Source organism: Mangrovibacterium lignilyticum (genome assembly GCF_010882175.1).
GTDB classification, from domain to species: domain Bacteria; phylum Bacteroidota; class Bacteroidia; order Bacteroidales; family Prolixibacteraceae; genus Mangrovibacterium; species Mangrovibacterium lignilyticum.
Genome location: NZ_WKLH01000002.1, coordinates 49972 through 74202, shown reverse-complemented (window position 1 = coordinate 74202; position 24231 = coordinate 49972). Strand labels below are relative to the sequence as shown.

At 41.9% G+C, this 24231-nt stretch carries 15 protein-coding genes; 4 read left to right on the top strand and 11 right to left on the bottom strand.

Annotated elements, in window-relative coordinates:
* Window positions 1–94: 94 nt before the first annotated feature.
* The 10 genes from GJV22_RS07785 to GJV22_RS07745 all read right to left on the bottom strand — a co-directional run bounded on the left by GJV22_RS07785 (window position 95) and on the right by GJV22_RS07745 (window position 18401).
* On the bottom strand, window positions 95–1774 hold the full coding sequence (locus GJV22_RS07785; protein WP_163711283.1) for a glycoside hydrolase family 43 protein: 1680 nt from the start codon (window positions 1772–1774) through the stop codon (window positions 95–97).
* 218 nt (window positions 1775–1992) lie between these two features.
* Complete coding sequence (locus GJV22_RS07780) at window positions 1993–3192, bottom strand: glycoside hydrolase family 88 protein (RefSeq protein ID WP_163711280.1); 1200 nt, start codon at window positions 3190–3192, stop codon at window positions 1993–1995.
* A gap of 57 nt (window positions 3193–3249) precedes the next feature.
* Entirely contained in the window at window positions 3250–4737 is a 1488-nt protein-coding gene (locus GJV22_RS07775; protein WP_205461788.1) for a glycosyl hydrolase family 28 protein, read from the bottom strand.
* A 160-nt stretch (window positions 4738–4897) separates the two neighbouring features.
* Window positions 4898–6214, bottom strand: coding sequence for an alginate lyase family protein (locus GJV22_RS07770; protein ID WP_163711277.1), 1317 nt, complete (start codon window positions 6212–6214; stop codon window positions 4898–4900).
* 93 nt (window positions 6215–6307) lie between these two features.
* On the bottom strand, window positions 6308–7540 hold the full coding sequence (locus GJV22_RS07765) for a DUF5013 domain-containing protein (RefSeq protein WP_163711274.1): 1233 nt from the start codon (window positions 7538–7540) through the stop codon (window positions 6308–6310).
* 132 nt (window positions 7541–7672) lie between these two features.
* A complete protein-coding gene (locus GJV22_RS07760; RefSeq protein ID WP_163711270.1) occupies window positions 7673–9460 on the bottom strand; it encodes a RagB/SusD family nutrient uptake outer membrane protein in 1788 nt (595 codons plus the stop codon).
* A gap of 39 nt (window positions 9461–9499) precedes the next feature.
* Window positions 9500–12736 carry a SusC/RagA family TonB-linked outer membrane protein gene (locus GJV22_RS07755; protein WP_163711267.1) on the bottom strand — a complete coding sequence of 1079 codons (3237 nt, stop codon included), beginning with the start codon at window positions 12734–12736 and terminating at the stop codon, window positions 9500–9502.
* Window positions 12737–13308: 572 nt separating this feature from the next.
* A complete protein-coding gene (locus tag GJV22_RS07750) occupies window positions 13309–17409 on the bottom strand; it encodes a hybrid sensor histidine kinase/response regulator transcription factor (protein WP_163711264.1) in 4101 nt (1366 codons plus the stop codon).
* Between the two features lie 488 nt (window positions 17410–17897).
* Complete coding sequence (locus GJV22_RS22310) at window positions 17898–18029, bottom strand: hypothetical protein (RefSeq protein ID WP_262888214.1); 132 nt, start codon at window positions 18027–18029, stop codon at window positions 17898–17900.
* Window positions 18030–18086: 57 nt separating this feature from the next.
* On the bottom strand, window positions 18087–18401 hold the full coding sequence (locus GJV22_RS07745; protein ID WP_163711261.1) for a Rossmann-fold NAD(P)-binding domain-containing protein: 315 nt from the start codon (window positions 18399–18401) through the stop codon (window positions 18087–18089).
* A 101-nt stretch (window positions 18402–18502) separates the two neighbouring features.
* Here GJV22_RS07745 and GJV22_RS07740 point away from each other — a divergent pair, with 101 nt between their 5' ends.
* On the top strand, window positions 18503–18865 hold the full coding sequence (locus GJV22_RS07740; protein ID WP_163711258.1) for a helix-turn-helix domain-containing protein: 363 nt from the start codon (window positions 18503–18505) through the stop codon (window positions 18863–18865).
* Window positions 18866–19135: 270 nt separating this feature from the next.
* Here the strand turns inward: GJV22_RS07740 and GJV22_RS07735 are convergent, their stop codons facing one another.
* A complete protein-coding gene (locus tag GJV22_RS07735; RefSeq protein WP_163711255.1) occupies window positions 19136–20008 on the bottom strand; it encodes an AraC family transcriptional regulator in 873 nt (290 codons plus the stop codon).
* 103 nt (window positions 20009–20111) lie between these two features.
* On the opposite strand from GJV22_RS07735, the gene GJV22_RS07730 reads away from it, so the two are divergent.
* The 3 genes from GJV22_RS07730 to GJV22_RS07720 are packed head-to-tail and all read left to right on the top strand — an operon-like array spanning window position 20112 to window position 24149.
* The gene (locus tag GJV22_RS07730) at window positions 20112–22337 is read left to right on the top strand and encodes a glycoside hydrolase family 3 C-terminal domain-containing protein (RefSeq protein WP_163711253.1); all 2226 of its coding nucleotides are present in this window, start codon (window positions 20112–20114) and stop codon (window positions 22335–22337) included.
* A 15-nt stretch (window positions 22338–22352) separates the two neighbouring features.
* Complete coding sequence (locus GJV22_RS07725; RefSeq protein ID WP_163711251.1) at window positions 22353–23519, top strand: acyltransferase family protein; 1167 nt, start codon at window positions 22353–22355, stop codon at window positions 23517–23519.
* 6 nt (window positions 23520–23525) lie between these two features.
* Window positions 23526–24149, top strand: a complete 624-nt coding sequence (locus GJV22_RS07720; protein WP_163711249.1) for a carbohydrate binding family 9 domain-containing protein — start codon at window positions 23526–23528, stop codon at window positions 24147–24149.
* The last annotated feature ends 82 nt before the right edge of the window (window positions 24150–24231 follow it).

Here is a 24231-nt window from a genome sequence, read left to right as displayed (position 1 = left end):
TTATTTTAGAATTCAACCAGCTAGCCTGTCAGATGGGCTACATCTTTTTCTCGTTTATTTTCAAATAAGACTAACCATTTTATATCTACAGAAATCACAGTTTTTCAATTCTAAACCAATCAAAGTCGGCCCAGCCGCCAATGCGATATCCAGGTTCCGACGAACAGAAAATTCCAAGCTTTGCACTACTCCACAAAACCCGTGAAGCGTGAAAATCATTTCCGATTTCCTTGAAATTCTGACCGTCTTCGCTGTAGCTAAACTGGCAAAGTGCGTCGGGTCCTTCTACTTTTACCCTCAGGTAAACTTCATTCGAACTAAGACGTTCTTTCCCATGACATTTTTCCAAACCGCCCTGATTCGCGCCCTGATTTTGAAGTTGTTCTAAATAAAACCCTTCCGCATCTTTACGAATTGCGAGGTATGAATAATCATTCCCCAACATGATTAGCCCGGCTTGTTTGCCTTGCCAAACATCCCATTCAATGTTTAATCTGACCTTGGTTGTAGCCGTAAAATTTTCGGCGGGTAAACGTTGCGTGAGAATATTGGGAACGTTCCACAACGAAGCGTCACCAGTAGGTCTGGGAACTGCCAGTAATCGCAACATCCCTTTAGCGGGAATCGATACGCTCCAAGTCACTTGCTCATTTGCATTCCAGCTCCACTGCAATCCTATAGTTTTATCATTAAACTCATCCGATTCATCCGGACTCATAATCGGCCACTGGCGGCCAACATCCGGCTTTTTATATGTAAGTACCGGCTGCCCGCAGCCATCTCCATCTTTATCCTCACCGATAACCGGCCAATTATCGCCCCAAGTCACTGGGTTCAAATGAAGAATACGTCCGTAAACGTCCCTGGCCTGAAAATGTATGAACCAAGATTCTCCAGTCTGCGTTTCAATGTAGGCTCCCTGGTGGGGGCCGTTAATGTTGGTGTTTCCTTGAGCCATTACAATTTTCTCTTCATAAGGGCCGAAAACGTTTTTCGCCCGAAGTGCCAACTGCCAGCCCTGTTCCACTCCACCAGCAGGAGCCAGAATATAGTAATAATCTTCTTTCTTGTATAATTTGGGGCCTTCAATTGTATGGTTATGATCGTGTCCGGAATAAACATTATGCCCTCTATCCAACAAGCTTGTAGCATCGGGCGACATGCGCCAAACGGTCAGAATACTGTTCACCCCGCCACGCGAGCCAGCCCAAGCTGTAATCAAGTAAGCGTTACCATCATCATCCCAAAGTGGACTGGGATCGATCATTCCTCTACTGGCTTTCAGCAAAACAGGTTTATCCCACTCGCCTAAAGGATCTTTGGTTTTCACCCGGTAAATTCCAAAATCAGGATCTCCCCAAAAAATGTAGAACTCACCGCCGTGATACCGAATGCAAGGCGCCCAAACACCCTTGCTGTATTGAGGCGTATTATAAACCTCTTCCGGTAGCACAGGTAAGGCATAATTCACAATTTGCCAGTTCACCAAATCTTTGGAATGCAAAATCGGCAAGCCGGGGGAACTATTGAAACTTGACGCCGTCATATAATAATCGTCACCAACCCGAATTACATCCGGATCGGAATAGTCGGCCTGTAAGATTGGATTCGTATATGTCCCGTCTCCATTATCAGAAACGTAAACTGACGAAACGTAGCCCGGTTTCAGACTAACATTTACTGTCTCTTGATTTGTAGGTACCTTATCGTTAAAAGCTGCAATCAAAAACAGAAAACCGACCAACCAAAGACCTATTTGAAATTTCTTATACATAAAACAAACCCTCACATTATTGGAACAAGCGTCAGAGTTATCACTGGAAAATTGCGATTGGCTTCTGATTAAAACGAATACTATTTGTTTAATCAAGTTTATATTGCGTATTGCCTGAAACTACTTTGGACAACAGAAATTAAAAACCCATCTACCTTAACCCTTCGATAACACCTGAAGCTGATCGTTCCTTGCTGTTTAGCTGGTATTTGGTTACTTTATTCTTGATAATATTTTTTCAAACGCAGCAATGCCTCCAGATAATAATAATCGGCATAGATAATTGAGGCATCTATTTCGTTACCATCCGGATAATGACCGGTTGAGTGCAATAAAAAAGCCTCGTTCTTATCATTACTTAGGTAATCGTTAGTTGACAAACATTCAAGTAACGCTACGGCTGCGTCTTTGTATTTAGCTTTTAGCGTTTCATCTTTCATATAAGTTGAAAGCTCCAACATACCTGACGCAGCAACTGCTGCAGAGGAAGCGTCTTTGGGTGAATTAAGAATAACCGGATCATCAAAATCCCAGTACGGAATACCGTCTTCCGGCAAACGTTCCAAAAACTTATCGGATAGTTTTTCGGCCATCGTCAAAAACTCTTCTTTGCCTGTTTCCCGATAACACATGGTGTAGCCATAAATTCCCCACCCCTGGCCACGAGCCCACATAGAACTGTCGCTATAGCCCTGATGAGTAACACCTTTTATGAAGTGTCCGTCAATAGTATCAAAAACTGCAACATGGTAGATTGAATAATCCGGACGAACCAGCGTAGTCATGCAGGTTTTGGCATGTTTTACCGCCATATCATATAAATCGTGACTTCCTCCGTTTTTCGCAGCCCAGAACAGTAGCTCGAGGTTAATCATGTTATCGATGATCGTATTGTGCGGCCATCCCATCTTTTCGCGCATAGCCGGCCACGATAAAATTGTTCCGACTTTAGGATTGTACAAGGTCGCTAATGAGTCTGCTGCAACTAACAGAAAGTCGTGGTATGCAGAATCGTTTGTCAATCGATAACCATTGCCAAAGCTGCAATACAACATGAATCCCAGATCGTGGTTGTCAACCGGGACATCCAGAACACCCTTTAAGGGTTCTGTAAAATTGCGCGCATTTTCCAAAATTGCGCTATCGCCTGAGGCTTCATAGGCATACCACAATATGCCCGGCCAGAAACCACTACACCAATCGTGAATACCTACTTTGTTCCAGGCTGTTTGTCCTTGCAGGATATTGCGAGGAAGACTGTCGGCAAACGAGAGCATGCTCATCGATGCCTTAGTCTTCTCCACACAATAAGCCAACTTTTTTCCTGAATCAAACGCCTCTGTTTTTTTGACGGAAGTTGTGCAGGAACTAATTAGCCCTACTACTATTACGACTACAAACTGAACTACTATCTTCATTTCTTGATTCTCAAAATTGTTTCCTTCAATTGCTCTTTTCAACATCCCATACAGCGCTTACTCGGAAGTACACTTCGCTTCCGAATCATTCTTTTCGGTATCAACAAAGCGAACATTTTCAACGTGTTCGCCGACGAAAAAACGAGCCAAATCGGAAGTTTTGTACCATGCTGGTTTTCCCGGCATATCATCAGAAATCAGGCGCCCGTTTATTCTAAGATTTTCGAATGTGATATCTTTAACTTTTCGCTCTTCATTGTAGCCTGAAATAATGGATAGGTTTGCATTATCTCCGTTATATTCGATATTTCGAAACGTTATGTTCTCGATCCCCAATCCAGGTGCCGTACAATACTTTTGATTGTTAAAAATCCGAAGGTTAAGCAGTTGACCTTCCCGAAAGTCTTCTACCCGAATATCTTCGAAAAGAACATCTTTGACCACGTTATTATCACCTGCATTGATGGTCATGCATCCCTGGTAATCCACCTGCATTTCTTTCTGGTCAAGAATGTCAATGTTCAGATATTTCAAATTTTGAATCGTATCAGGATCATCACTGTTGCCATGTATACCGATCATAATGGGATGTGCGACATCGGCCCAAAGTGTCGAATTTTGCATGGTGATATTATTACAACCTCCGGTAAATCCCTTCCGCGTGGCGTAAACAGTTGTACAATCGTCAGAGTTCCTGCAGAAAACATGATCAAACAATACATTGTTGCTGGCAAAAACATTCATCCCGTCGCCCCAACCGTAATAACTAATGCTTTTCACGTTGCGGATGGTCACACTATCGGAACCGCCTGTTGCACATTGGGTACAAAAAATACCCTCTACCAACACGTTTTTCGAGTTAGCAATGCTAACACCCATCTTAATGCGGTGGTCTATCATGCCGCGTCCAAGTACCTTTACATCCTGCGCATTCTCGATCAATACTTGTCCCATCAATATGGCCCCGCCAGCGATATAGACCGTTTTTCCTGAAGGCACATAAAGCTTCCTGTTTTCAAATTGATGTATACCTGGTCCAAAGTAGATTGTATTGGTGTCGGTCGGATTCGGAATATAATCTTCTATTGGATTGGCAAACAGATGAAGATTATGAAAAATGTCGCCATTAACCTCCACTGAAAGGTTGCGGGGACGATCAAGTTGAAAAGTCAGTGTATTTCCATCGATCTTCGGTTCAATTTCGTATGATAGCGGACGAACCCGGCCCGATTCAACAGTACCGTTATTAAACGTAACTGCGACTTCAACCGTTCCGAAAAAGTCGAAATAACTCATTGTTGCAATCGATTCGTTATGCTTGGTTTCTCTAACTTCATCCACTTTTACCCGGTAACCGGCAAGCTCGTGCCACTCCTGCCCTGCTTGACGAACCTTGACTGTAAAGTCTTTCGTCAATATTGCTCCTTCCGGTGCTGGATATGTAATTAGCTTATCTTTTGAAAAGGCTTGCGTGCCCGTAAGAATCAATACGGTCAGAATGAAACCAATTTGCAAAAGACGAATATTTAGTTTCCTTTTTTTCATTTTTATTTTCAAATAAATTATTGGTCAGATCGGCGGCATTACATCGGCAAACAGATGAAGAATCATCCTGCCGGGTAAATCCCCTCTGCTACCTTTATTCTTATTGCAACCTAAATGAGGGTTTCGCAATATTTTATGATTAACAAAATATACACTTTCATTATTCAAGCGCATACATCAACGTTCCCAATCCGAGTTGATCAAACCCACCACTGTTAGAGCCATAATCTCCACCTCCTCCTTCGGGTCGGTGCCGCTGTGCCGCCAGGGTTACATAACGGGCTTCAATACCTTCCTTCACCACATAGTGATTGTAAATCAGTTCCCAGATAGGTCGTTCTCCCGCTTTGCCGGATGAACTAATTTGAGTATGTACTTCGCGACCACCGCATTGGCTCCACGCATCAGTATAAACACGCGTATATTCGGTAAACGGCACCTGGAGATTTGCAAAATTGTATTTAGCAGTGTACTCCGCACCTTTCAGCACCAAATTATCGTCGTAGGCAAACAGATCTTCGCCCTGATTATAGGCCATTTGGCAAATTGTTCCTAAAAGACCAATATCCATTAATGTATGTCCCTGGTCTCTACCACTCTCCTGAATCTGCCCCAAGTCGATATCATCGTTTGTTGACTTTGGATGAATGTAATTGATACATTTATGGAGATTTCCATTTCCCAAGCCATCTATCAGATAATCGATCGCATCTTTATAGAGATCGACGCGATCGCACAGCACACCGACCGACATGATACAAGCAATGTTACACAAGTCCCAGTTGGCCCAGTAGTGGGTGATACATGTTCCCCAGTGCGTCTCAATAAATGCAGAACTCGTTGCATAAAAAACATCCAGCATCCATTGTTGATACTTTTGAAAATCAACTTCTGACCACCCCTCGTAGTCGCGCATAATCTCACCTGCATTGGCAAACTCATACCCATAAATTCCCGCAGCCAAAGCTGTATTTGAGTTTCCACTAATACGCTCGCAAACTTCAGCCCAGGCATTAAGTATTTCGACGGCTTTATCGGCGTAAGCTTCATCGCCCGTAACCTTCCATCTTATTGCACACTGATAAGCTGCAGCAACATCGTTCATTGCCCGGCTGTAGTTGTCAGAATCGGGTTCTTCGGCTGAATTTCCACCGCGTACCAACTTAACAACCGGGGCCGGATTATAAGTTAATTGAGCATGCGAATTATTGGTCAGCTTTTCCCATCCCTCCATCCAGGGAGAGGATTGACTCTCTACTTTTGCTATAACCCGGTCAAAATCAGCTTGGGTATGCAATAACCCGGGATGCTTGAAAACTTTGTTTTCGTCTACCGGAAACTCATCTTCGACTATTGTTTCATCACCGTCATCATCTATAATCTCAGTTGGATTGTCTTTCCCGCAACTCACAAACCAGGAAGCCATCACAACCATGACGATACTTCCCCATAAAATCCTGCTTAACTTACTTTTCATCTGGAACATTATCTAATTCATTCAAAAAAATTGAGGGCTTAACATCAAATTACGGGAGCTGAAAACAGCTCCCGTAATTGCTGCTCAAAACCGCTATTCCAGCAAAATAAGCTTCATATAATTCACTCTCACATAAGAGTTCGGTGCCATCGTAACGACAAATCCAATCGACACCTCAGTCTGTTCAGCTAACGTAAACGTTACATTTTGAACTGTTTTAGTACCATAGCTAATTCCTTTTTGTATCGCAAGAGAAGCCAGAGCAGTTGGAGCTTCATAGCCTCCTACCAAATCAGGAATTTCAGTTCCATTGTCAACTACCAAATAAATGGCATTTGTACCGTTGAACAGATTGCCGGCACTTTCCTGAACCTCGATATCTACCTGGTAACTACCTGCCGGCAGCGTGGTTGTTTGATAATATTTTCCATTGGTGAGAGCTGCGCATCCCCAGCCCGCCTGGAAACATAGTTCGCCGATATTAGCCATACCACTCTTTTGATAGTTTGCCCCACCGGTTGGCGCCGTAGCTCCACTGTTTGTTACATTCAAGCCAGCTTCATTGACAGTCCAGAAGTCCGGAGTACCCCAGTTTGTCCCACTGAAACCCTGGTCTGTGGTCATATTATTGGTCGTAAACGGCTGCATGTAGTTTTTCAGGAAGATTACACTTACATCTCCTGGAGAGATTCCCGGAGACAAGGCAAAACCAGAACCAGTAATTGTAAAATCGTCGTTGAAGGTTACATTTACATTCCCGGCAGCGTAACCCGAAGGTGCTTTTACTGTTATCAGAGTACTGCTCAACGAGACGATCTCAGAAACTGGTGTTCCGTTGAAATCTACTGCAACACTTGCCTGATCGGTCAAAAAGTTAGCTCCGTTGATTAACACCACATCACCTGGCTCGGCAATATTTTCAGCTACTCCTTGAGAAACTACCGACGATATTGCGGGTGCGGGCAAAACTGTAAACATCGCAATACTATCGATTTTTGTTGTCCATATCTGCAAGCCGACCGGACCGGATACCGCGTCAGCAGGTACTTTTACAACCAACTGGTTACCATTACTGCTTACCAGGTCGGTAGCCAACGTTTGTATTCCCCCAAACCAAACTTTGGCAGCCCCGGTCAACGTGTCGAGATTGCTTCCGTTAATGGTGACCTCCTGGCCGGGGAATCCGATAGTATTGCTTAGCCCGGTAACCGTTGCTTCCGGGTAATAGTTACTGTAATCTACGAAATTCGGGCCCTCTTCGCACGCGAAAAAGAGCAAGCTCAATACGGTTAGTAAAAAAGCTATATGAAATATTCTATTTTTCATAAGTGAATCATTTTAAAATTCATTGTTGCCGAAAACCAGCATGATTCATTTGCTTTTCAATGGAAAACAGGAAGTACAAATCATGTTTCGTTCTCGAGAAAAATTCGGATTAGATAATTTCTACCAGTAAGATTAATATCCCGGATTTTGAAGCAAATCCTCATTCAAAATCATTTGTGACAGTGGGATTGGATACAGATAGTGCTTCGACGAAACGGTAATGTTCTGGTAGCTGTCTACAACGACACACTTCAACTCACCAGATGGAGTTTCAACGGTTTCCTCTCCCCACACATAGGAGTTAGGCAAATAGTTAGCTGTTGCATTGCCTTGCTCGTCTTTAAACTCGGTCGAATATGAGGCATCGCCGACAACCATTCCGCAGTGAGATGCATTCAATGATTCCTCTAAAATCCCCCAACGTTTCAGGTCGTCAAAACGCTTTCCTTCTTTGTATAATTCTACCGCTCTCTCTCTTCTTACCTCCGTTAATAGATCCAAGCCGTTAACGTTAACTAATTCGTTTGTCAGATGAGCTACAGCAGCACGGTCACGTAGCTTGTTAATCGAGGCGTTCAATTGCTCATCTGTAATGCCACCGTTCAGTTCAACCAAGGCTTCGGCATACATCAGATAAACCTCAGCCAGGCGAATAATTGGATAGTCATAGGACTCTGTTCCATCGGTACGTCGTCCGTTGGGTTCAGGACCAGGCAAGTACACTGCATATTTCATGTTGCCATAGCCACTGAAACCTAAACTTCCATAATCCAATGTCAAAGTTGTAGAAGGCTCTTCTGACCCATAGACATAATTGATCAGACGTAAGTCTCTGTTCATAAATTCATCACCTCTTGTGTGATATCCCTGAAATTGAGAAGACTTTTCCGGTGGCAAGCCATCTTTACAAACGGCCATATCAACAAACTTGCGGCTGGGATATAATTGATAACCAGTCCAGGTTAGGTTTTTACCACTTTGCTTATACGTGTAATCATACACCTGGTATAAAATATATTCTTTGTTGGTTGTCTTATCGTAACCGCCCGGGTTACTGCCTGCATCTTCCAGGTTAAACAGGTACCAATGGCTCGCATTGTCCATCAACGGATCATCATTCTTGTTCCACAATTCATATCCTCCGTTGGTCATCACGTCTTCTGTCAACGTCACAACTTCAGACAAATATTGATCTACATCGGCAGCATCATAGCCTGCTTTACCTGCTCCAGCCGTTGTTCCATCACCGTCGGGGCCCTGTCCTACATATTTCTCCCAGGTCGCTTCGTAAAGTAACACCTGAGCCTTAAATGCTTCAGCAGCCCATTTGCTGATCCTGCCTTTATCATCACTGCCAATAGCCTGTTCTGTCGGCAACTTGCCAATTGCAGCATCCAAATCGCTAATAATCTGGTCAACCACTTCATAACGACTGTTACGTGGTGCATACAACTCAGGAGAGTCAATATCAAGTATAGAAGTCACAACAGGAACTCCCCCAAATGTTTTCAATAAATTGAAATAAGCAAAAGCACGGAAGAAATAGGCTTCACCCACATATTGAGCTATATCCACTTCATTACCTGGATATTCTTTAGCCTTATCCAACAAAATATTATAGCTCCTAATTCCGGAATAACTCCAGCTAGTACCACCTAAGGATATTGTGCCATGTCCCAAATCAAAACCGGCACCATTTCCATTTGCAGTAAGATCGGAACTGTTATCCATCGTTCCAAAATCCCATCCTGGTAAACCACCGTAAAAGCTTGCAGTATACGCTTTAAAATCACTAGAAACCTTAAAATATACCTCGTCTGTGAATTGTGCCGGCGGTGTCAGTTCGATAAAATTGTCCTGACAAGAACTTGCAGCCAGAAACAAAGTTCCAATTACAATAAAATATATTAATTTTTTCATCATATTTCTTTTTTACTGTTAACCGTAAAATTTACCCAATTAAAATCCAACGTTTACACCAAACGACCATGTACGAGCAAATGGATAACCGTTGCTATCAACAGATGCTTCTCCCATCTCCGGGTCAAATCCGTCTTTTATGCTAGATGATTCCCACAAATCGTTTCCAGAAAAGTAAACACGTACTTTTTCTAACTTGGCTTTACTTGTCAGGCTTTTCGGTAGCGTGTACCCTACGACCAATGACTTCAAACGAATATATCGGTTGTTCTGTAACATGAAGTCGTTGTTGGCATAGTTCCATTTTGCGCGAGTTGGGTTAACCGTTAAACGAGGAAACAGCGCATCTGTATGATCTTCAGTCCATGTATTCCCGATAAAATTTGGGTTTTGGTTTGTCCAGATGGCTGTAAACGGATAAGCCATATAGCCACTACGCATGATATTCTGCTTCAGCTGTCCCTGAAAAAGAGCTGAAAGATCAAATCCTTTCCAGGAAGCTCCCATCCGGATACCAAAGTTGTAGTGTGGAGCAGCATCTCCGGCATATACCAATGAACTCTTCTCATTACCTGTTGATGTAATATTGCCTGTCCCGGCTACATCCACTTTCTTGGTATCGCCCGGGCGTAATGTTGCTTTTGAGTTACCTGCAGGTAAGCTGGCCAGATCGTCACTGGCTCCATACTGTGCATAATAGGCATCAACCTCTGCCTGGTCTTTAAAATAGCCATCCGTTTTATAAACGAACCAACTCTGGTAAGGATGACCATTGACGATACCGTTTTTTCCAGCGCCGTAATTGTCAGCTCCTTCAACCTCGGTAACCATTGTATTGGTATTACCAATATTTAGAGACAGGTTATAACTGAAATCCTTGATCTTGTCGTTCCAGCTAACTATCGCTTCCCATCCTTTGGTGTTGAAACGCCCGCTGTTGGTTTTTGGTGCACTGCCCCCCAATACAGAAGGATAAGTTACATTGGTCAACATACCAATGTTATTCTTTTCAAAGTAGTCGAATGACGCAGATAAACGGCCGTCCAAAAATCTTAAATCAATACCACCATTTGTTTGCTCAACCCGTTCCCAGGTTCTTTGATAGCTGATCAAACCATTATTCGCTAAAGATGCAGAGTTTTGTGGTGCTGCCGGATTTCCCAGAACGCTCGTTCCGGTATTTACAAGGCTGAGGTAGTCGAATTCGCCGATGCCTACGTTATTCCCTGCGTTACCATAACTAAACCGTAATTTACCAAAACTGATAATTGAGTTCAGTCCGCTAAAAAATTCTTCACTTGAAAACACCCACCCCACTGATGCTGACGCAAACGTTTTAAACTTATAATCTGATGCAAAACGAGAATCACCATCACTTCGAACCATCGCTTCAACGAGGTACTTTTCTTTGTAATTATAATTAAACTTAGCCAGGTAAGAGAAGGTCCCGTTTTCAGATTTACCGCCTCCGTTTGTCTGAGTCTCTGCTGAAGCTAAACTAATATCCTGTACGCCATAATCGTCAACACCAATACGTTTGGCATCGATATACCGGCTTTCATATTTTTCCGCATTAATACCAGCCAACGCTGAGAAATTATGTACTTCGTTAATTGTTTTATTGAAGCGCAACAAGGCTGAATAATATTGATAATTGTCGGTTCTACTCTTTACATAGTAATTGTTAGCCGTTCCGCCGGTATTTTTACCTATCCCGGTTTGTTCACCATACCAGTTATATACCGGCACCTCCAATACGTATCTCTCCTGGTCATATCTCCGAGTTTGCAACGAAGCCATGGCTTCAAAATCCAGGCCGTCAATAATCTGATAAGTACCTTTTAAATCCACTCTTCCAAGAAGATCTTTTTGATCGTCGCGACCACCATCACTGGTCATTGCAGCAGCATTCCGGTTTGCTCCCGCATCAATCCCATTAAAACACGCAAACCATTGTCCATACGGGTTTTTTGCAGGAAAGAAAGGCATATCATAACCGTAGAGTGTATTATCAAGGCCAACGGATGGAGCACTTGTATTTGTATTGATCACACTAACACCAGTTTCCAGTTTAAGCTTTTCAGAAAGCTTATAGTCGTAATTCAATCGGAAATTGTACTGTTTCTGCCCATCGTAGGCAGTTAGCAGGTTACCTTGGTTATCTGCATATCCTAACGATATCCGGTATCCCATTTTATCAGTACTGTTTGATAGGCTCAAATTATGCTGATAAGAAAAGCGGGTGCCAAACATTTCGTCCAACCTGTTAGCATTAAAAATGAAGTAATCGGTACCAAAAAGGGGGTAAGCACCTTCCACGCCCTGCTGCATTTTCTGCATGATTTCTTCATTTTGCCATACCCACCAGTTTGGAACCTCTTCCTCTTTGTTTGCTTCTATCCACATGGTAGCATATTGGGTCATGTCGGGCGAATAGTTTACAATACCATTGGTTGTAAAGCGCATATTACCGGTATAATCGACCTTTAAAGATCCTTTCCCTCTTTTAGTGGTAACCAAAATTACGCCGTTGGCAGCCTTCGCTCCGTAAATTGAAGCTGCACCGTCTTTCAAAACAGATATGGACTCGATATCATCCGGGTTCAGGTTATCGAAACCCGCGCCACCGTTGTTAATTACTGGCACACCATCGACGATTAACAAGGGAGATCCACCGTTAACCGAAGTAGCACCACGGATTTGGAATTTAATCCCTTCGTTACCGGGACGTGGCGAACTACGGGTCACGACCAGCCCGGGAGTTTCCCCCTGCAACGAAAGAGCGACATTTGTTACTGCCCTACTCTCAAGGACATCAGATTTGACCTGTTCAACAGATCCTGTCATGGTCGCTTTCTTCTGCGTACCATAACCAACGGCAACTACTTCTTCAAGACCAATAGAGCTGGAACTCATCACAACGTTAAATACTGATTGACTGCCAACCGTTACTTCCTGCGGTTCCATTCCTATAAATGAAAAGAGCAAAACATCGGTTGATTTCAAGTCAGCAAACGTGAACTTACCATCAATATCAGTAATCGTTCCCTTTGAAGTTCCTTTAACAACAATGGTTACGCCTGGCAATGGTAGGTTTGATTCGTCATTAACAGTGCCTGAGAACGTCTTAGTTTGTTGTTCAGAAATAGTTTCTTGACCAACAAATCGTTCTGCAAAAACATCCGCTTGAATGGTTAAGCAAAACGCAACAAAAAGCAAAAAAGCTTTAAATAAAACAGTTCGCGTTTTCAAAAAAGTTATACATTTTTTTTTCATAAGATTAAGATGATTTTAATAAAAACTGAGGTCTGTGTCAGGTTCTCACTTCACCCTGGATCGGTTTGAACCGATTACAACATTTAAATTTTAAAGTCATTCTACTAATTAATAGACTGACAGAATTGTCATCCTTTAAAATGCGCATGTTGATGCAAATGAATTACCCGGATAAGAGCTTCGTCTCCGGATAAACGAATGGGTAAGTCAAGTCTCTTTTTTCATAAGTCTACCGTTTGATCTTTGTTAGTTTAATTTTCGAAATCAAAGGTTGACAATCGGGCTCAGATCGGCTTTCAATTATCATCAAATGGCTTTAAACCATTGCCACAAACCAGACAAGATACTATTAACCAATCAATTAAATTACATCATTTTAAAAGCGAAAGGCATACGACCGAAGACAAAGCGGCATCGGATTGGTATTTCAAACAAAAAATGAGGTTGACCGACCCGGCCAACCTCATCAGTTTTCTTTCATTTATTGTTATCGTATTTTTGACCTCAACCAAAACCTACAGATAGAAATGCAGAGGACAAACACAGAAAAAAATAGCGTATGTAATATCGACTTATACCCGATTTTCGTTTTTGAGCTTTTTCAGGTACTCGCTGGGAGAACAACCGTAAAAATCGCTGAATGATTTGGAAAAGTAGGCGTGCGAATTAAAGCCAACCTGATAGCCGACTTCTTTAATCGATGCGCCATCTTTGAGCAACAATTCAACGCTCCTTTTCAAACGGATGGTACGGATAAATCCGCTTGGATTTTGCCCGGTTAGTTTGGTGAGTTTATTAAACAGGTGACTGCTCCCAATACTCATCCCGGAGCAAATATCTTTAACCGAGAAGTCTGTTTTATCCAAATTTTGAAGTACGATGGAGGTAACTTTATCGAGGAACAATTCATCTTTGTTCTCAACCTGCTCTTCAACCAAGTCGACTAACAGGTCTTTTGACTTAAAGCGCTCCTTCAATAAAGCCCGACTCGCCAGAATATTCTTTACCCTTACTTTCAGGTAATCCATGTAGAAAGGCTTCGAAATATAGGCATCAGCCCCGGTCTCAAACCCCCTAATTTTATCTTCAACCAAGCTTTTTGCTGTTAACAGAATAATAGGAATATGACAGGTTTCTTCTTTTTCCTTGAGTTGTTTTAGCATTTCAATGCCATCCATGACAGGCATCATAATGTCAGAAATAACCAGGTCTGGAATTAATTTCATGGTTCTGCGCATTCCCTCTTCACCGTTCTTTGCCGTATAAACATGGTAAGTGGTGCTGAGATAGCTTTTTATTTGTTCCTGCAACGCTTTATTGTCCTCAACGATTAAGATCGTTTGTTTTTTGTCTACTTGCTCGTCTTCCAGAAGTCCTTCCTCGTCTTCAGCCATCGACATTAAGTCGTATTCCAGTGCATTGATCATGGAATGACGAGAAGAGAGATTTTCTCTATCCTCTGCAACTAACGACAACTCATCTTCGGTATATTGCTTACCCTCGATTGGTAATTTCACAAAAAAACTTGTCCCCACTTTTTCCTCGCTTTTAACATCGAGCAATCCACGGTGTAGTCTCACCAGGCTGTTTACGTAATTCAACCCGATCCCAGCTCCCACACTATTCGAATTCACCTGGAAGAAACGTTCAAAAATATGATCCAGATGTTGCTTAGACATGCCGATTCCCGTATCCCGTACTTCAACTACGAGGTACTTCACCACAGTTGATTTTCCGCGTTGATTTTGTAAGCTTCGAATTTCCTCTATTTCTAGCCGAATGGTTATTTTTCCGTTTTCGCCGGTGTACTTAAACGCATTCGATATCAAATTATTCAGGATCTTCTCATATTTGTCCACATCCAAATAGGCATCCAAATGCTCTTGTGCAGTTTCAACACGAACATCCATCTTTCTGTTTTCTGCCAATTCCCGAAACTGGTCGAGCAACTTTTGAGTCAAATTAATCACATCGACCTGCTGAACGGTTAGTCGTACGCCTGAAAAATCCAGCCGCCTGAATTCGTGCAACTGACTTACTAACTGAAGTAATTTTTGTGCACTTCGGGAAACAACGGAGAGGCGTCTTTTTATTTGTTCAGAAACTCCCTCATCCGATTGAATATCCATCAACGGGTTAACCATTAAGGTTAGCGGAGTGCGAAATTCATGCGATATATTAATGAAGAATTTCATTTTTTCCTCATCAAGTTCTTTTTTCCGTTTTTGTTCGTGCCGTTTTACCAGAAAACTACGGTACTTTAGCAATGATCCAACTGCCAGCAAAAAGTACAGGGAATAGGCCCACCAGGTCCTCCAAGGTGGCGGCAAAATGGTAATGCGCAGGTTTTTGGGGGGACTGTCCCAAACACGATCATTATTCGATGCTTTAACTTCGAATGTATATTCCCCGGCAGGGAGGTTAGTATAACTTGCCGAACGCCGGTTGTTCACATAGTTCCACTCCTTTTCAAAACCAGCCATCCGGTAGGCATAAACCGTATTGGCATCGCTACCATAATTTAAGGCACAGTAATCAAAGCTTACAACCGTATTCTTGTATGAAAGCGTTATTGTATCGGTTTGCAAAATATGCTTTTGAAGCGGTGAATCCTCTCCTAATCCCACCGATTTATTGAAAAGTTTAATATCCGTGATCTTGGTATCCAGTACCTTTTCCTGATGTTTCACGTCCTCTCCCTTAAAGTTATTAAACCCGTTGATCCCTCCGAAAAGCAATTCACCGCTATTTAATTTACAGGCTGCATGATAAAAGACCGGATTGTGAAGACCATTCGCATCTGTGTAATTGTCGAACTCCTCAGACAAGACATTGTAACGCGATAAACCTCTCTCTCCATTCAACCAAAGTTTACCATCACCGTCCTCTAATATATTGAACAGGTTGTTAAAACCAAATCCCGATTCTTTTGCATATTGTTTCACCTTTCCGCTGTCCCTGTCGAAACGGTTTAGCCCAAGGTAAGTCCCAACCCATAGGATAAATCGTGAGTCCTCATAGACACAATTGACATGATTGTTGACCAACGAATTGGAATCATTCGGAATAGAATAATAGCTTTGAAATGTACGCGATTCTCGACCGAACTTATTTAAGCCATGCGTGGTACCAACCCACACCACTCCATGCTTATCCTTGTAAATACATCGTATTTTATCATCAGAAATACGATGTGAGCTGTTTGCTGCACTGTAATTTTCAAACGAATCGTTTTTGACATTGTAAATGTCCAGTCCTTTGTCTGAGTATCCAATCCACAAATTCCCCTCTCCGTCATTCATCAATGAATAGATCGAATTCGATTTGAGCCTTTCGGGATGCAAAGCAGAATAGTGAATCGAACGAAATTGTTGATTCAATTTATTAAAGTGAATCAAACCGCTGTGTAATGTTGATATCCACAAGCAGCCTGGCTCTGCGTCAGCAATGCTAAAAACCAAATCATCTTCGATATTGGTCCCCCCGGCCATAACCGGTAAAGCAAAACTATAGGATTTACCTGTCTTATTATTGTATCTTGAAAAAATCGCGCCCTCACGCGCTCCAACCCAAATTTCGCCGTCCCGGTCTTCAAATAGCGAACGCACTCCGTAAGTGCTTTGATTATTCAATGGAAAATCAACCCTTGCAATTGGAAAAGAAGTGTTACTTCGGTCATAAAGAAAAATACCCTTATTGAAAGTCGTTATCCAAATATTTTGAAAATTATCTTCAAAAATTTTCATGGCGCTAGAGATCGTCTTTTCTGTCGGGGCATTCAAATTCAGAATTTCTTTTAGCCCCCCGCTTTTTGTTTGATCATAGGTATATACACCTCGATCCAAAACGGCTATCCAGAGCAAATTTGTACTATCAAAAAACAATCGTTTTTGCTTCTCCTTGAACGTTGCAGGCATCTCAACTTTCTGTATGAAATCTCCTGTGATCGCATCCAGAACAACAAAGTCGGGATCAGAATAAAATGATACCCAAAGTCTCCCTGAGTTATCTGTTTGAATATCGCGTACGTCCTGCCCCGCGAAAAAATGCCGAAAGGACTGATCGGAGGGATAAAATAAATCAAGCCCGGAACTTGTAGCCAACCAAAACTGACCGTTCCTATTTTTCAATATGCGGTAGACGCAGTCAGAACTAATGGAGTTTTCGTCATTCTTTTTATGCGAGAACTGAACCAGAGAATTTTCAACCGGATCAAAAATAAATGCTCCGTTCGTGCTACTCCCGATAAATATCCGGTCATGATCCATCAGGCAAACATCATTGGTAAATTGTGTCCCTATTGTTTGTGGATATTTACCGACGAAATTTCTAAATGCGTATGTGGAAGCATCAAAAAAAGACAAACCATTTTGAGTCCCAACCCAAATATTCCCGCTTTCATCGGGAGTCAAGCTGCATAAAACGTTACTAACAATCGAAGTCGAATCGCCCAAGATCATCGAGAAGCTAAGAATATCCTCGCCATCGAACCGGGAAAGTCCCTCATGATCGAACCATATAAAGCCCTCGGCATCCTGGGTGATACATGTAGAATAAGTCAGAGGAAGTCCCAGTTTTTCATTGATACTTTCCAAAAAGAGCTTTTCCGTCCCGATCCCGCGTACAGCGCCACTTATAATTAGCAAAAAACAAAAGAGGACAATACTTTTCATTCAGTCTAGTTTGGCTCCCGTAAAGATAGAAAAGCTTTTTGTTGGGATTAACTCAAATATTCAAACTTTGAGAATATGCAACAAAAAACGGTACAGATAGCTTGCAATGAAACTTTTTCATGTCGACTCGAGGGACTCAAATTATGAACAATCAGTGAAAGTGCAGAACTGAAAAGCTTGACTATTTCTAACTGAAAAATACCTTAACATACTTAAACGGACAATATAATTAAGAATTTTAAGTAGTCCCCAATGGATAAATAAAGCCGACTATGAAAAGTCGGCTCATCATATTTATCTTCTATTTATTTTAATAGACTCAAATTTATTCACAAACACTATCTAATGGTTTCCTCAATCTAATGTTACTGAATGTCATATCGCTATTGGATGCGCCTCGATGTTATCAAACATAAGACTAAATCAAATTGTATCCAAAATTTACGAACCATACCTTGTCCCCCACCCAAATACCATACTCATATCTATCATTCGTACATTGGCATTAATACAAGATATCGGCCTTTGTCATCATAATAAATCAAACTTTCAAAAGCGACTTTGGACATTTCATTTCTTTCACCTGTTTCCTGATCTAAAACAATTACATGTTCTTCCATATCCAATAGCTTTTTATTTTTTCTATCATTATCTCAACTCTCCCTAACGGCAACAATTCAATTAGACTTCAACAATCGTTTTTCCCACCGGTAAGGATCTACGAGCGCTTCTTGCAACGTTTTGCTTGCCTGCCAACCTAAAATGGCTCTAGCTTTATCTGCGCTACCATAAATCTTCTCGATATCTCCTTCTCTCCGGTATCCAAACTCATAGTTGAGCTTCACGCTATTTGCGTCTTCAAAGCATTGAATAAGCTCTAAAACGGAATTGCCACTCCCTGTTCCGATATTAAATACTTCATATAAAGATTTATTTTTCGAAGAAATTAGAAAATTCAATGCCGCAAACAGGTGCTGACGACTATATTTCAAAACCATTCAATTTCCGAATACTTGAAGCCCGAATAAATACACTCCTCCAGAACAGGGTTAAGCTTCACAATTATTTTAATAGTCAAAACATCAACACAGAAGTGCTGAATCCCCCTCCGGTAGATGAAGAAAATAAAGAACACGAGTTTCTTCAAAAAATAGAGGATCTAATCCTCGAAAAATACTTAGACTCAGATTCATCCGTGTTTCAGCTGGCCGAAGATCTCAATTTTAGTCGTTCTTCGCTTTATCGAAAGATCAAAATGCACACAGACCTGTCCATCAATGAATTTGTTCGTTCAGTAAGAATAAAAAAGGTTGCCGAACTGATTGCCCAAAAGAATATTACCATATCAGAAGCTGCATACCAAGCTGGCTTTAACGACTTGAAATATTTCCGTGAGGCTTTTGTGAAACAATTTGGGACGACTCCTTCGGAGTATAAAAAAAAGATGAAAAAGTAGAATTTGAAACTCTTTTGACATGTGAAATACCCTTGCCCTGGGGATTTTTATTGGCATCTGGCTCGCCGGTTAAACTCAAATTTTGAGTTTCCACCATTGAGCTGTCACGGATTAAGGCAAGGGGAACGCGGCAGCGGGATTCATATACCCTTGCTTGTTCCGGGAAGCGATCAATATTTTTCGGTAAATTTGAGGAGTAACTTTTAGTCATCCTCTCTGCTTAACTGCAAGACTTTCAGCAAGGATTTGATGGACTCTACAATGTCAACTTTAAGCTTCAACTGCGCGCATTCTCGACCTGTAACTTTGGGGAGTTTCACCTTTAATTCGCTTAAATGTCCGGTTAAAATAAGGAATATCATTGAATCCAACAGCCGTACATATTTCAGCAATAGACATGTCTGTTTCGCGCAGCATGATGCATGAACATTTTATTCTGTACTCATTCAAAGCTGTAAAAAATGATATTCCTTTTTCTCTTTTAAAAAATGAACAGAATGAAGAGCTGTTCATGCCAACATATTTGGCGGCATCATTCAGTGTAATTTTCTCCTGATAATGAGTCAACATGAAACGATGTACTTCTTGCAGTTTACCTGACATACGAGTTTGTTTTTTTGCAAAACCAACAACTTGCATCTCGTTTGCTGAAGAAATATGTGGTATTATTCGCAGTAAAGTCGAAAGTTGCTCGATGTTATTTTGGCTTGTCATTGAGCGCATTAGCTTCTGCATCAAAGGCAAAATGTCTCCTTTTATACTCATGCCGTTGGATATTTCTTTCAACCTACCAACCTGAAGTTTTAATTCAGGAAATGAAATGGCACATTTATCAAGAAATGAATCAGGAAAAATTATGGTTATGTTTTCAATCTTACCATGTTTATCATGTACATTTTCATCGAAATACCATCCGTGTGCCAGGTTGGGTGGAAGTAAAATAATTTCTCCTTTGGAAAATGTCTCCATATTGTCTCCTACCACACGGGTACCACTTCCGGTTATAACATACGATAATTCCCAATCATCACTTTGATGAAATGAAATTTGCTCATTCCATACGATATGAACATGGTCAAAGAAAAATGATTTATCATCATCAATTTCAACATGACAATATTTTACATTTTCAATTGCTTCCATAAATGATATTATTAAAAAATACAAATATAAGACAATTGATATTCAATAAACGACAAGGAAGAAATTCACTGTAACCTTTCTTTGTAATTCTAATTAGATTGATATGAAAAACTACAGAAGATCAATAGCAACGATACTAGTTGCTTTCTTGTCAATTAGTGTGTTTGGCCAAAGAGCTATCCGTGTATATCAGGATGATTCAATGCCAATGAAAGACAGAGTGGAAGATACTTTATCTCGTATGACTTTAGAAGAAAAAATTGCGATCCTACATGCCCAATCCAAATTTAGTTCTCCTGGGGTTCCCCGTCTTGGTATTCCTGAACTTTGGATGACCGATGGACCACATGGCATTCGCCCCGAGGTACTCTGGGATGAATGGGAGCAAGCCGGTTGGACAAATGACTCTTGCTTCGCTTTTCCGGCATTAACCTGCCTGGCTGCAACCTGGAATGAAGATATGGCATCTTTGTATGGAATAAGTATCGGGGAAGAAGCACGCTATCGCGAAAAAGATGTTTTACTTGGCCCCGGTGTCAATATTTATCGTTCACCGTTAAATGGTCGAAATTTCGAATACATGGGTGAAGACCCTTTTCTCGCCTCCAAAATGGTGGTTCCTTATATTAAAGGAGTACAGCAAAACGGGGTGGCTACCTGTGTCAAACATTTTGCGCTGAATAACCAGGAAACGGACAGGTTTACGGTGAATGTGAACGTTGACGATCGTGCATTATATGAAATTTACTTGCCAGCATTTAAAGCAGCGGTTCAGGAGGGCGGTACCTGGTCCATTATGGGATCCTATAACAAATATAAAAAACAGCATGGTTGCCATAACCAATACCTACTTCAAGATATTCTTAGAAAAGAATGGGGATTCGAGGGAACTGTGATTTCCGATTGGGGCGGAACGCACGACACGAGACAGGCCATCACAAACGGTCTTGATATGGAATTTGGCACTTGGACCGACGGATTGGCAGCTGGTGTCACAAACGCCTACGATAATTATTACCTGGCAAAACCATATCTGGACTTGATTAAATTAGGACAAGTTGACACTACAGAACTTGACGATAAAGTACGCCACGTACTGCGACTGACCTTTCTCACGGCCATGAACAGAAATAAGCCGTTTGGCTCGCTTGTCTCTGACGAACATGTTCTGGCAGGACTCGGAATAGCAGAAGAAGGTATAGTCCTTTTGAAAAACAAGAACAATACACTTCCTATCAACCTGCATAAAGTCAAGCGAATTGCAGTTGTTGGTGAAAATGCCATCAAAATGATGACTGTTGGCGGCGGGAGTTCTTCTCTTAAGGTGAAATACGAAATTTCACCACTCCAGGGATTGAAAAACAGAATTGGAACACAGGCCGAAATCACTTATGCCCGTGGTTATGTTGGTGATATCGGAAGTGCCTATAACGGTGTAGTTACCGGTCAGGATTTATCTGACAACCGCAGTGAGGAAGAGTTAATTGCTGAGGCCTGTGCCTTGGCCGAAAAATCTGATTGTGTCATTTTTTTTGGCGGATTGAATAAAAGCAACCAGCAGGATGCTGAAAGCTACGACCGGCTATGGTATGAACTGCCTTACAATCAGGATCGGCTACTTGAGTATCTATGCCAAGCAAATCCAAATCTTATTGTTGTCAACATCTCTGGTAACGCGGTAGCCATGCCTTGGGTTGACAAGGTCCCTGCAATTCTTCAGGGTTGGTATCTCGGCTCCGAAGCCGGCAATGCCTTGGCTGAAGTTCTTGTCGGAGATATCAATCCATCGGGCAAATTACCATTCAGTTTTCCGAAGAAACTAGAGGATTGTAGTGCCCATTCAAAAGGAGACTTCCCGGGCGCAAACGGTCAGGTGCATTATGATGAAGGTATTTTCGTTGGCTATCGCTGGTATGAAAGTCAAAACATTGCCCCCCTATTTTGTTTCGGTCACGGTTTGAGTTACACTCAATTCAAATACGGAGCCCTGAAGGCCGATAAAAAAGAACTAACCAGTTCCGATAAAATAACATTTACAGTTGATGTCAGCAACTCCGGAAACCGTAGTGGCTCAGAAACAGTACAGCTTTATATCAGCGATCTGGAGTCCTCGCTTCCACGTCCGGTGAAAGAATTAAAAGCGTTTAAAAAAGTTAAACTAATGCCCGGCCAAACAAAGTCAGTATCTTTTACGGTCGACAAATCTGCCTTAAGTTTTTTCGACCCGGAAAAGCACCAGTGGGTAGCCGAGCCTGGCAAATTTGCAGCAATTGTAGGAGCGTCTTCGCTGGATGTAAAAGGTAAGGTAAATTTTAGTCTAAAACAATAAACTCAAATTCTGAATATGCAACTTCTAAAAAACTCTGGTATCGGCTTCACCGATACAAAAAAGCACTACCAGATTCTGGATGGACTACGTGGTGTTGCTTCAATCATCGTGGTGTTGTTTCACATTCTCGAAACATTTACCGACGGCGACCATGCCAAACAAATTATCAATCATGGTTACTTGGCCGTTGACTTTTTCTTTGTTCTTTCCGGCTTTGTAATCGGCTATGCCTATGACGACCGTTGGGGGAAAATGAGTTTGAAGGATTTCTTCAAGAGACGTTTAGTCCGCCTGCACCCGATGATTATTGTGGGTATGCTCATTGGCGCGGCAACGTTCTATTTGCAAGATTCCTATTTTTTCCCTGCGATCGCGCAAACGCCTGTGTGGAAAATGTTGTTGGTGATGGTAATTGGTTTCACCTTAATACCTATTGGCAATTCATTGGATATCAGGGGCTGGACTGAAATGCACCCTTTAGATGGCCCCGCATGGTCACTGTTTTTCGAGTACATCGGAAACATCCTGTATGCGCTGTTCATTCGCAAACTGTCAAATACTGTTTTGGCTATCCTGGTGTTCATCGCCGGAGCAGCGCTTATTCATCTTGCCGTTACCAGTCCTCATGGCGATGTAATTGGAGGTTGGTCCATTGACCCCGCTCAATTGCGAATTGGCTTTACCCGACTGCTATATCCGTTTCTTGCAGGTCTTTTATTATCGCGCATTGTGAAACCCGGGCAAATTAAAAATGCCTTTACATGGGCCAGCTTAATTCTGTTTGTCTTTTTGGCTATCCCAAGAGTTGGGACACATGAAACAGTTTGGATGAATGGACTTTACGATTCATTAACGATTATTTTGATTTTTCCCCTTATCGTGTATATTGGCGCAAGCGGAGACTTGAAAACAAAAATGGCGTCCAAACTAAGTCGTTTCCTTGGCGACATTTCCTACCCACTGTATATCATTCATTACCCTTTCATATACATGTATATGACATGGATTGCGAAGAACCAGGAGTTTATAAATACTTCACCTTATGCTAAAACAACCTTGGTTTTGATATCTGCAGCTTTGCTCGTTGTTACAGTTGCACTGGCACATGGACTGTTTAAATTCTATGATGTCCCGGTTCGGAAATGGCTGTCGAAGAAATTCATGTCAAAGGCAGCTAAATAAAAGGCAATGCACCGATTCACATTGGCCTGGCTTCTATTGCTGGGGTGGTTTGCAATAGGTTTGCAAAACAGCTCGTATTCCCTCGGGGTTAGAACTTCCTCTGAAAATTCTTTCGGAGGAAGTTCAGCTCAGGATTCAACCAGGCACAAAAAAAGAGTGTACACCACAATACGGATCTCCAATCCTCCTAAAATTGACGGGAAGCTGGATGACGATTGCTGGAAGCTTGGCGAGTGGCAAAACGATTACATACAATATGCACCTATTTATAAAGCCAAAGCCACACACCCAACCGACTTGAAGATTCTTTACGACGACAAGAATGTGTTTGTCGCGATTCGCGCCTATGATAATCGCAGTGAAATAACTCGCCGACTGGGCCGAAGAGACAATTACGACGGCGATGTGGTAGGTGTCCATTTCGATAGTTATCACGACCTCAGAACAGCTTTCGTTTTCGATATTACCTCTGCCGGTCAAAAAATCGACGTTTGGGTAGCCAATGATGGTTGGGATACCAATTGGAATGCCGTGTGGTACGCCAAGGTGGCTTATGAGGATTCAGCATGGACCGCCGAATTTCAGATTCCATTATGCCAGTTACGCTATGGAAAATCGAACGAGCAGTAATCTGTCAAGGCTACTGAAGACATTCCAACTTCATCGCTTGTTCGCGTTAAAAGTATATCTCCAGCCCTAACGGAACAACTTG